Here is a 12805-nt window from a genome sequence, read left to right on the forward strand (position 1 = left end):
ATATCGAGCAATCGATTTAAAAACTGGATCGAGCAATCGATTTAAAAACTGGCAAGAATAAACAAAATCATAAACCTAAAAATAATAAGCAATGAGGAAACAATTATTCTCTATGATGCTATGCCTGGGAGCTGTTGGTGGTGCTTCTTTTGCTACCCCAATGACAGCGATGGCTGCTGTAGCACAAGATCAGGTGATTACAGTAAAGGGACAAGTTGTAGATGATCAGGGTGAACCTATGATCGGTGCAACAGTCAAGACAAAGGATGCCAAGACCGGCGCAGTTACCGATTTGGACGGTAACTTCCAAATCCGCGTCAAGGCAAACGCAACTCTTATCGTAAGCTACTTGGGCTTCAAGGAGCGTGAAATCGCTGTACGCGGACGCGCCATCCTCGAGCCTATCCAACTTTCTACAAACGATAACTTGCTCGACCAGGTGGTTGTAGTAGGTTATGGTACGCAGAAGAAGGCCGACCTTACCGGTTCCGTTTCTATCGTGAACGCTGAGGAGATGAAGAAGGTATCTAACTCCAACATCTCTACCATGCTCGAAGGTAAGGTGGCTGGTGTACAGATTACATCCGACGGTCAGCCTGGTGCCGACCCTAGCGTACGTATCCGTGGTATCGGCTCCTTCGGTAGCACGGCTCCTCTCTATGTCATCGACGGTGTGCCAATGGGTACCACTATCCGTGACTTCTCTCCTAATGATATCGAGACCATCCAGATCTTGAAGGATGCTTCTGCGGGTGCCATCTACGGTTCCCGTGCTGCCAATGGTGTCGTTATCATCACTACCAAGAATGGTAAGAAAGACCAGCCTCTGAAGGTGAACTACTCGGGTTACTTCGGTGTTGACCAGATTCCTAGCGATGTATATGACGTGATGAACGCCGACCAGTATAGCCAGTATCTTGGTACTGCTTGCACCAACTCCAACACTCCTATCCCTGGTGGCTACAAGATGGGTGAGGATGGCAAGTACCACTTCCAGGATGCAACCAACACTGATTGGTTTGACGAGGTGTTCAAGACCGGTATCCGCCAGAACCACAACGTAGCTCTCAGCGGTGGTAGCTCTCACAGTACTTATAATGTATCTCTCGACTACTATAACCAGAAGGGTACCTTGGAAGGTGCAGGTCCTAACTACGAGCGTTACACAGCCCGTGTGAACAATACCATGGACACCAAGTTCGTGAAGTTCCGTACCAGCATGGTTTACTCTCACTCTAACCAGGACAACATGGGTCTTTCCAATGCCTCAGAGTATGTCCAGGGTCTTTATGGTGATGTAACCAACGTGCTCCGTGGTACACTCTTGATGCAGCCAACTATCAAGGCTTATGATAACTCTACATGGGTTCTCGATAGTCAGGTGGGTGCAGCCAACGCTTATCGCTACGATGCCTATGGTTATGGTGTTTACTATGACGGCATCCACGGAGATATCTCAGCTTCTAACCCATTGCTGGTTAATAACCTCCTGCAGCGCAACACCTTGGTTGACCGCTTCGTAGGTACAGCTTCTGCTGATGTTGACCTGTTGGGTATGGTAGGTATCAAGAGCAAGAACCATGGTCTTCACTATAATGTAAACCTCTCTTACAGCAAGACTGAGGCAAAGGATAAGACCTGGATTCCTTCCTGGATTCAGAGTAACCGTGTATATCTTGCCAAGGAGAACGAGCGCCTTACCAAGGGTTCACGCAACTACAGCGATGCCTTGGTTGAGAATACCATTACATACGATGGAAAGATTGGCAAGCACAATATCAACCTGCTTGCCGGTATGACATACGAAGAGGAGAATACCAACCTCCTGACAGGTTGGGGTATCAACTTCACAGAGCCATACTTCCTCCAGCTTCAGAATGCCAAGAATACTTACTCTGAGTCATACGAGTACAAGCATTGTCTGGCTTCTTACGTAGGTCGTTTGAACTATAACTATGATGAGAAGTATTTGCTTTCTGCAGTGGTTCGTCGTGACGGTAGCTCCCGTTTGAGCAAGAACATCCGTTGGGCAACCTTCCCATCTGTATCTTTGGGTTGGCGCTTCGATAAGGAGAAGTTCTTCCCTATCAGTCGCGACATCGTTAATATGTTCAAGGTGCGTGCCAGCTACGGTGAACTCGGTAACGAGAACATCGGTGAGTACCAGTACATGGCTACCATGAACCGTAACAACATGACTTACAGCTTCGGCAACAGTCCTGTAACCGGTTCTGCCGTTTCTACCTTCGTGAACAACGATATCGCCTGGGAGAAGAAGAAGACTACCAACGTGGGTATCGACCTGGCAATGTTCAACAACCGTTTGGAGTTCACTGCAGAGTGGTATAAGAACAAGTCAGAAGACCTGCTTTACTCTGTTCCTGTGCCAGCACAGACTGGTGTATCCAACACCTCTGTAACCATGAACGCTGCCTCTATGGAGAACAGTGGTTTCGAGTTCAGTGCAACCTATCGCAACCGCGACCACGCCTTCAAGTATGATATCAGCGCCAACGTAAGTACCTTGAAGAACAAGGTAACTTCTCTGGGTATCGGTAAGGATTCATACATTACGGGTGCATATGCTACTTACGTAGGTCAGGAGATTGGTCAGTTCTACGGTTGGGTTTATAAGGGAATCGCCCGTACCCAGGAGGACTTGGACAACAATGCTGTTCAGCAGGGAGCCAATATCGGTGACTGCCTCTATGAGGATATCTCAGGTCCTAACGGAGAACCTGATGGCGTAATCGATGCTTACGACCAGACCGTATTGGGCAGTGGTCTTCCAAAGGTAAACTTTGGTTTGAGCACTCACATGGAGTATAAGGGCTTCGACCTCAATATCTCAACCTACGGAGTTTTGAATTATCATGTATCAGATGATATCTATAATAGCTTGAATTCTTGCTACGGCTATGGTAACAAGGAAGTAGGCATGCTGGATGCCAACCGCTGGTCAGAGGATGGTTCTACTTATCTCTCTAGTGTTCCACGCACTTATGCAGCCAACAACGCTACCTTGGCATGGAACGACCTCTTCAGCTCTCGCAAGATTCAGAATGCAGCTTACTGGAAGATTGCCAACGTAGAGTTGGGCTACAACTTCCCAGACAAGTGGTTTGGTGGATATGTCAGTGGTGTACGTCTCTATGTATCAGCACAGAACCTCTACACCTTCACAGGCTATCATGGATATAATGTGGACTACGCCGGCGGTACCTTTACCCCAGGTTACAACTTCTGCTCTTTCCCAAGTGCTAGAACATTTATGGCAGGTCTCCACTTCACATTCTAATAATGAGAATTAACAAGAATAAAAATCATTATTTAAAAGGACATTTGATATGAAACTATATAAATTATCATTAGCTCTCTTCCTTGGCCTCGGTGCTATGGCTACCACATCTTGCGAGGACAAGTTGGATGTTACCAATCCTAACCAGCAGACCACCGGTACCTTCGGTTTCAATGCTGATGATCTGGAAGAGTGCGTTATTGCAGCATACAACCATATTCGTATGGAAGGTTCTTCGGCACGTGTGGGTTATACCCTCGATGTGACACGTGGCGATGAGGTATGGAACTCATCACAGGTATGGTACATGCCATTCGATGACATGGACGACCCTGTGACAGACGAAATCTCCATGTGGCCTTGGCGTGAGGCTTACTATACTATTAATGTATGTAACTTCATCCTTTCACGTACCACAGGTGATGATGCTTCGCTCAGCGAAAGCATGAAGCGCATCAAGGGACAGGCTCTCTTCCTCCGCGGTTATTCATACTATACATTGGCAGGTTATTACCAGAATCCTGCGTTGATTACTGATTATGCCAACTATTCTACTCTGGATGGTCTCTATGGCAAGAACAGTACTTATGATGATGTGCTCGACCAGGTGGAGAAGGATTTCTCTGAGGCGATGACGCTCCTCCCATCACGTGATGAGGGTGGTGAGTGGGCCAAGGGCCGTGCTACCTGCGGTGCTGCTGCTGGCTACTATGCCCGCACTCTGATGCAGCGCCATAAGTATAGCGATGCACTCGTTGTACTCAAGGACATCATGAACAAGAAGTATGGCTCTTACAAGCTGATGGCCAACTATGGCGACAACTTCCGTGAGGGTTCTGCTTACGAGAACAATGCCGAGAGCCTCTTCGAAATCCAGTATCTCGACTACGGTTCACAGGGTGTAGATGATGAGTGGACTCCTGTTAATACCAGTCCTAATGCTACACAGGGTCATGCCGTAGAGTCTAACTTCGCTCCAGGTAGATTCGGTGGATGGGCAGACCTCTCTGCATCTCCATGGTTGTACAACCTCTTCAAGCAGGAGCGTACCACAGCTGGTAAGTTGGATCCACGTCTTTACTGGACCATCGGTACCTATGAGAGTGATTGGGAAGGATTTGAGAATGGCAACGTGGCTTACACCACCCAGATGACGGCTACTGATACCATCGTAACCAACAATAACTATGGTGGCCTTCCTATCGCTAAGTGGACCAATTTCCGTACCAACCTTTATGATAAGGTAACAACCGGTCTTCATTGCGGTATCAACCTCCGTATGATGCGTTACTCTGACGTTTTGCTTCGTGCTGCAGAGTGCGAGAACGAGGTGAACGGTCCTACACAGCAGGCTATCGACTGGATTAACCAGGTTCGTGAGCGTGCCAACCTGAAGGATTTGAGTCTCTCAGACTTCGATACCAAGGATAAGCTCTTCGAACAGATTGCCAATGTAGAGCGTCCAAAGGAGTTCGGTTGCGAGTATGGTCGTGGTTTCGATTTGATTCGTTGGGGATTCTTCTATGATGAGGGTCGTTTGGCTCAGTTGAAAGAGCACGGAACCTTCCGCCGTTCTATCCACAATGCCAAAGAGCCAGTAAGCTACCAGCTGGTAGGTGTTGACTCTGAGGTGAAGAGCTCTTACGATACATACGTACCAGGTCATGAGTTCTTGCCTATTTTTCAGGGCTTGCTGAACGACAACCCTAACCTGACAGGTAACTCAGCCAATACAAATACAGATAACTCAACCGATTTCCTTGGAAGAGGTTGGACTGTTCATCCTGTAGTAAATTTGAGCAAGTAACAATATTCATGATCATATAAAATAGAATAACAATATGAAACACCTAAATAAATTAGCATCTGTCTTCTGCGTAGCAGCCATGGGCTTGACTGCGCTGACAGGATGCGAGGGAAGTGACATGTTTAGTGTCAACTCTCCTGATTGGCTTTCTGAAAAGATTGACTCAATCGAAAAGTCAAAGGTTTCAACCGAGGAGGTGCTCGTGGGTATGAACGAGGATGTTTATACAGTGGGTAACACAGATTTCTCTTCAGGATTCTGGAGTTCCTTCTCAAAATATTATGTGGTTCAAGACAACCAGAAGTGGAATGCCGTGTTCAATCTGAACATCAATCCTTCTGCGACTAACACCTATAAGAACTTCGCCCTCATCATCACCAATGATGTGGATCGTGGCGGAACAGGTTATACCGAGTATGGTGCTATCCGTTTTGATAACCAGCCAAGCGGTAACTCTGAGTGGGGTGACCATATCGACAGAAGCTGCGTGCAGAGTAATCTCACCTTTGAAACTGATACAGACAAGGGTGTAGATAAGTTGGGTGGTAAGGTAACATTGACGGTTGACCGTTCCCGTGTAGATACTTTCATGGTGAAGATTACCAATGGTACTGTTACCAAGACCTACATTCAGCCATCTAAGATTGCCAATCTGAATGCAGACGAGAGCAATACCAACATCCGCTGCTTCCTGGTTCCTGAGGGATCTTTCATTGATTTCCAGCAGAGCAACGTAGAGCCTATCGGCGGATATACATCTGCCCAGGATAAGGCTCCGGTTTCTATGGTGTTGAACAATGTTCCTGCCGAGGTTGACAAGGGTACAACGCTTGAAGAGGCGATGCAGAATGTTTCTGCTACGGTTACCTTCGAAGAGGGTGTGACCAAGGTGATTCCTGCCAGCGAACTGCTCTTCTCTGCCATCAATGATATGGATAAGGTGGGTGAAAAGACACTCATCGTTATCTATAACAAGACATTCAAGGGTGAGAATGCGGCTACTCCTATCGTTGCCAATGCAAAGTTTAATGTAGTGGCTGGTATCAAGACTATTACTGTTACTCAGGCACCAACTCGCACCAACTACTACTATTATAACTCAGCTGCAGTTGATGGAGTAAATCATACTTTGGCTTTCGACCCAACAGGTATGGTGGTTAATGCTACATACGTAGAGGGTGAGCCTGGTGTCATCGACAACTCTAAGTTGACTTTCTCTAGAATCCCTGCTACTGCGGGTAAGCACGAGGTGACTATCACTACAGAAAACGGCCGTACTGCTACCGTAGAGGTAAATGTGGCTGAGTCTGCTGTCAAGGCGGTTACTCCTACTCCGGTTTCTCTCGGTGCTGAGGATTGCTCTACTGCCTGGTGGACAGAATTTACAGAGAATATGAAGATTCCTGCTGGTGAGACATTCGAGTTCAACTTCACCAACTATTCTAGCGGTGCAGGCAACTGGAACAACTATGTGCTCATCCTCCGCAAGGCTGATTTGGCAGAATACGCTGTGGTTCGTGCCGATAACTATGGTTGGGGTAATGGTTATGCTGCTTGTACTCCTATCGGAACACAGGGTGATTGGGCTACCTGGCTCGCAACCATGAACGGTGCAAAGGTAAAGATGTTCGTAACCAACTGTAACAATGGTACTGCAGATGTTCAGGCTATCGTAACGGGTACTGATGGCAGCGTAACTGTACAGAATTACTTGGGTATCAACACCATCGACCCTAGCGATCTGAATGTGGCATTCACCGTTGATAGCAGCCATTTGAAGTTCGGTTCAGCTGCTGCCCGCAAGCACTATACACGTGCTCATCGCAGATAAGAATTTTCTGAAATAGTATAAAAGGCATGACTTATGTGAAAACACGTTTCCACGTAGGTCTGCCTTTTTGCTTAATTTTCAAGGCTTTCTTAGTCTTAGAATAAATGCAATCAATTAACAAGTATCATTCATGAAGAAATTAATACTCTCTATGTTGGGGCTTGCTGCCATCGGTGCAAGTGCCCAGACACAGGTCGGCGATAACGACCTGACGAATGCTTATACGTCGAGATCATATAGTAAGCGTGTGGTTTGCCACGACCCATCCATCGTGGTGGATGACATCACCAACCCTAGCGCGCCTACCTATTATATATATGGATCTCACCTGGGTAGAGGCAAGACTACTGCTGCCAAAAACTACCAGGAATGGTCCACATTCAAGGCTGGCGAGGAGGCAACAAGCAATGTAAACAGCCTCTTTGCCAACAAGCAGGGAACATTGGTCAACTATGCCAATGCTTATGCTTCTCATCTCATCACAGAGGTGAAGAACTGCAAGGGCGAAACCGTGAAGTTCGGCAACTTCAATGCCCACGGCTGGCAGTATAAGGGCAATAACGTGAAGGGCATGCAGTGGGCACCAGACATCGTATACAACAAGACCATGAAGAAATGGTGCATGTATATGAGTCTGAATGGTGATAACTGGTGCTCTTCCATCGTATGTTTTGTTTCTGATAACATTGAAGGTCCTTGGGCTTATCAGGGTCCGGTGGTCTTCTCCGGTTTCCAGGGGTCATACGCTCACAACTCATACGCTGCTGCGGATGACTGGAAGCATACCGACTATGCCATCGCCACTGGCGAAACCGCTCTTCCTACCCGCTATAAGGTAGGCAAGAGTTGGGGAACCTATTGGCCAAACTGCATCGACCCATGCGTCTTCTACGATGACAACGATAATCTCTGGATGAGCTATGGCTCATGGTCGGGCGGTATCTTTATGATTAAGTTGGATAAGACCAATGGACTCCGCGACTATACCTATACCTTCCCTTATGAGGTGAATGGCAAGACTGTCACTCCGGGTGCTGCCAGTGCCAACTGTACCAGCGACCCTTACTTCGGCAAAAAGATTGCAGGCGGATATTACGTATCAGGCGAGGCTAGCTATATTCAGAAGATAGGCAAGTACTACTTCCTCTTCATGAGCTATGGTGGCTTGACCAGCGATGGCGGTTACCAGATGCGCATCTTCCGTTCTGAGAATCCGGATGGACCTTACAAGGATTGCTATGGCACATCGGCTCTCTTCAAGAGTTATAAGATGAACTATAGTTCTACTACAGCCGACAACCGTGGCGTATTGCTCTTTGGCGGTTACCAGTGGGATGCGATGAGCGGTGCTGAGATTGCACAGGGGCATAACTCTGCGTTCGTTGACAAGCTGAATCGTTCTTTCGTGGTTTATCACACCCGTTTCAGCAATGGTGGTGAAGGTCATCAGGTGCGTGTTCATCAGCTCTTCCTCAACGATGAGGGCTGGTTGATGGCAGCTCCATTCGAGTTTGACGGTGAGACCATCACCGATGAGGCGATTGCATCCAAGGCATCTATCGCAGATGCAGACATTGCAGGTGACTATCAGTTCATGCGTCATCAGTATGGTCAGAATACCAAGGCAAAGGCTTTCGAGACACCAGTCAACATCACCCTCAATGCCGATGGAACCATCACTGGTGCTGAAAAGGGAACCTGGAAGCGTACGGCGGGTACTGATTACATCTACCTGACCATCAACAATGTGGTTTATCGTGGTGTATTGGTGAAGCAGACCATCGACTATACCAATATCCCAGCCATCGCCATTTCTGCTCTCTCATCATCAAGCGGCAGTCTGACTATCGGACAGAATAGCTTTACCTATCAGCAGGAGGTTTGGGCAGTAAAGGCTGATGCCAAGGCAGCCATCAAGTACACCCTCAACAAGCTGACAGTGCCATTCTCTAATGGAGCAACCTTGAATGCGGCTCCTACTTTGCCTACCCAGGGCAAGATGGGCGCAAAGATTGCCTGGAAATCGAGCGATACTTCTGTATTGACCGATGACGGCAAGGTGAAGGGTAAAGGCAAGGTCACCCTGACCATGACCATCAGCAAGGACGACTATGAGTATGTGAAGGATTATAACCTGAATATCGATGCTGAGGCTGAGGAAAGTACTCCGGTTTATTATCCTGTTTCTGCACTGAAGAATACAACTTCTGCTTGGTGGACCAACTTCTCGGCAGATTATAAGTTGCAGGCTGGTAAGAAGGCTCAGTTTAAGTTCTATAACTATAGTAATGCCACAAACAACTGGTGCAACTGGGCTTTGTATGGTGCCAACAAGACACATGGTGTGGCTGGCTATACCGAGTATTTCGGTATCCGTTGTGATAATTGGAACAATACCACCAATTCTAACACTGGGTGTGTAAGCAATTATGTTTGGGATACCTTCAAGAATGATATGAACGGGTCTTTGGTTGAAATGACTGTGGAGTATGCTGCTAATGGTGTCTTCAAGATGACAGCCACAATCACAACTACCAGCAAGAAGGTATATAACTACTCGTTTTCAACCACCATTGCCAGCAAGCCTAGCCAGCTTAACCTGTTCTTCGTAAACGAGGGCTCTTACATCGATGGCTCTAGTCTTGTAGATACAGGCATTGCAAGCCCTATCATCTTCCAGAAGAAGACGGATGGCAAGTGGTACAACCTGGCTGGTCAGCAGGTAGACAAGAGCTACAAGGGTGTAGTTGTTGTAAACGGCAGAAAATTCGTGAACAAGTAAATCTCTTATATTTGAATTATATAAAAGATCAAATGAAGATATCTAAAATTCTATTGGGAGCAGCAATGATCATTGCTGCTCCTGTTGTTAAAGAGGGTGGCGAAATGAAGGCGGCTGTTAACGCGAATGCCGAAATGAAGGCGCAGCTGGCTCCCCAGAACCCCCTTGTAGTGGATACACCGATGGTACACGACCCCGTGATGGCGTATGAGAATGGCAAGTACTATCTCTACTGTACGGGACATGGCATCACGCAGATGACATCCACCGACCGCAAGCATTGGACTTTAAGTAGGGAAGGCGTGCTGAAGAATGAGGAAATTCCGGCATGGACGCATGATAGTGTGCCGGGCTTTGAAACCCATATCTGGGCTCCGGATGTTATCCGTTTCAAGAACAAATGGTATTTGGCTTATTCCTGTTCCACTTTTGGCAAGAATACTTCTGCCATCGGTTTGCTGAGCAATACCTCCTTATCTGATAAGGATGGATGGAAGGATGAGGGCTGCCTCGTTGCCTCTAAGGGTGATAGAGACAACTGGAATGCCATCGACCCAAATTTCATCGTTGATGAGAAGGGAAATCCATGGCTTACCTGGGGGTCTTTCTGGGATGGTATCCAGATGATTAAGTTGGATAAGAAGACGATGCATGTCAAGAAGGGTGCCAAGCCTCAGACCATTGCCCGCCGTCATGCCGTGGGCGATGCATCAGCAGAACCGAATCCAACCTCTAAGTTTGCCGGCACCAATGCCATCGAGGCTCCTTTCATCATGAAGCATGGTGGCTATTACTATCTCTTCGTGAGCTGGGATTACTGCTGCCGTGGCATCAAGAGCAACTATCGTGTTGCCGTAGGCAGGAGCAGGAAGGTGGCTGGTCCTTATTTGGATAAAGAAGGCAAGGATATGCGCAATGGCGGTGGCACCTTGCTGCTTGAAGGTGATAAGAAGGAATATGAGGCGATGGGTCATTGCTCAGCCTACTCCTTCCCCGATGGCGATTACTTCTTCTGCCATGGTTACAGTGTGCCGAAGAATGGTGCCAGCATTCTGGTTCAGAAGAAAATCAATTGGACTAATGATGGATGGTTAACATTAGAATAAAAAAAGTTCTTATCCATAGTAGAAAGTTATATTCATAACCTTTGAATGTGTATTCAAAAGCTCTGAACTTATGTTCAAAGCCTTTGAACATAAGTTCAGAGCTTTTGAACATAACTTTCTACTAAGGATAAGAACTTTTTTATTGGTAATAAAAGCTTTTTGGAAGTTCACCAATCTTTATCGGTTTATGATTAGATTTCTATGAGTATAGAATTGAAGTGTTAAAACCGGGTTAAAATAGTGTTTATTCCGCTACGAGCGATAAAAAAACGGTTTCGTAGCGAAATAAACGCTATTTTCTTTCGCTATTTCCGAAATTAGTTGTATATTTGCAGCGAACCAATTGGGTATGATTATGTGTGAAATTATAGGTAGAAAAAAAGGAAATAGCAGAACTGGTGGGTAATGACTATTCCGATATATTCAAGGCATCAGTAACTCTGGATGATTTGTTTATGTAAAATAAGGCGTTCTTCATTATTTTTTCTTATTTTTGTGCGCTCCGAAAAATAACGCGACTGGGTTGTGGAAATGGGGAAAATAAAATAGAGAAAAATAGAGTTAATAGAGAAAATAGAGAAAAAAAGAATAAAATAGAGGAAATAAATAAAATAGAGAAAAATCAATCGCAATATAAGAAATGAATAAATTAAAAGCATTGTTGGGCTTCGACCCGAAGACTACTACGGTTAAGACTGAGTTGATAGCTGGTATGACAACCTTCTTGACCATGTGTTACATCCTGGCAGTAAACCCTACCATCCTTGCCACCACAGGCATGGACAAGGGCGCTCTCTTTACTGCCACAGCCATCGCTTCTGCCATCGCCACCTTCCTGCTGGCTTTCATGGCAAAACTGCCTTTTGCCCAGGCTCCCAGCATGGGACTGAATGCCTTCTTCGCCTTCACCCTTTGTCAGGCAATGGGATTGACCTGGCAGCAGGCATTGGCAGTGTTGCTCGTAGAGGGTATCATCTTCCTTGCCATCACCTTCCTCAATATCCGCGATAAGATATTGGAGTGTATTCCGAAGAACCTTCGATTCGCCATTTCGGCAGGTATTGGTATGTTTATCGCCTTTATCGGTTTGAAGAATGCGGGCATCATTACTGCCAATGCGGATACTTTCGTGCAGCTTGGCAAGTTTACACCAGTTAGTATCCTGGGTCTCATCAGCATCCTGCTCTGTGGCTGTCTGATGGCGAGAAGAGTGAAGGGCTCCCTGTTCATCGCCATCATCATCTCTACCTTGATTGGTATTCCGATGGGTGTAACCCAGTTCTCTGACAACTGGATGCCGGTATCTACACCTCACAGCATTGCTCCAATCTTCTGCCAGTTCGATTTCTCGGGCTTCTTTACACCAAAGATGTTTATGGTGGTTTTCTCCCTGTTGCTTGTCAACATCTTCGATACCATCGGAACGGTGTTGGGACTGGTTTCCAAGTTGGGTATCAAGGAGAATGAAAAGGGTGAGATTCCGGGCGTAAAGGAGGCGATGATGAGTGATGCCATCGGTACCACAGCCGGTGCCCTGCTGGGTAGCTCTACCATTACCACTTATGTGGAGAGTGCTTCGGGAGTTGCCGAGGGTGGAAAGTCGGGTTTGACATCTTTCTTTGTGGGTTTGATGTTTATCCTGAGCATCTTTTTAGCTCCTATCTTCCTGCTGATTCCGAGTGCAGCCACCAGTGGCGCCCTGGTAATGGTGGGTGTATTGATGATTGATTCGTTCAAGAAGATTGAGTTGGAGGATATTTCAGAATCGTTCCCAGCCTTCATCACGATGATTACGATGGTGCTCTGCTACAGCATCGCCGATGGCATCTGCCTCGGCATTCTGAGTTATGTATTGATCAAGATGATGGTGGGTAAGTTCAAGGATTTGAATCTTACGCTCTATATCCTGAGCGTCTTCCTGCTCATCAATTATGCTTTCGGATAAATCAACGATAGATAAAACAATTGGCGGCAATCTGCA

General features: G+C 46.6%; 6 protein-coding genes. All 6 read left to right on the top strand.

Features of this window, described 5'->3' with window-relative positions:
• The first annotated feature begins 91 nt into the window (after nt 1–91).
• The 6 genes from KUA49_RS02940 (at nt 92) to KUA49_RS02965 (ending at nt 12769) form a co-directional block, all read left to right on the top strand.
• Nucleotides 92–3298: a SusC/RagA family TonB-linked outer membrane protein gene (locus KUA49_RS02940; protein WP_218411884.1), complete on the top strand. Its 3207-nt coding sequence runs from the start codon at nt 92–94 to the stop codon at nt 3296–3298.
• 49 nt (nt 3299–3347) lie between these two features.
• Nucleotides 3348–5105, top strand: coding sequence for a RagB/SusD family nutrient uptake outer membrane protein (locus tag KUA49_RS02945; protein ID WP_218411883.1), 1758 nt, complete (start codon nt 3348–3350; stop codon nt 5103–5105).
• 34 nt (nt 5106–5139) lie between these two features.
• Complete coding sequence (locus KUA49_RS02950; protein WP_218411882.1) at nt 5140–6936, top strand: hypothetical protein; 1797 nt, start codon at nt 5140–5142, stop codon at nt 6934–6936.
• 130 nt (nt 6937–7066) lie between these two features.
• Entirely contained in the window at nt 7067–9718 is a 2652-nt protein-coding gene (locus KUA49_RS02955) for a glycoside hydrolase family 43 protein (RefSeq protein WP_218411881.1), read from the top strand.
• A 134-nt stretch (nt 9719–9852) separates the two neighbouring features.
• Entirely contained in the window at nt 9853–10824 is a 972-nt protein-coding gene (locus tag KUA49_RS02960) for a family 43 glycosylhydrolase (RefSeq protein WP_218411935.1), read from the top strand.
• 640 nt (nt 10825–11464) lie between these two features.
• The gene (locus KUA49_RS02965; protein WP_218411880.1) at nt 11465–12769 is read left to right on the top strand and encodes an NCS2 family permease; all 1305 of its coding nucleotides are present in this window, start codon (nt 11465–11467) and stop codon (nt 12767–12769) included.
• Nucleotides 12770–12805: the final 36 nt, after the last annotated feature.

Origin of the sequence: Segatella copri, assembly GCF_019249655.2 — a bacterium.
Lineage (GTDB): Bacteria > Bacteroidota > Bacteroidia > Bacteroidales > Bacteroidaceae > Prevotella.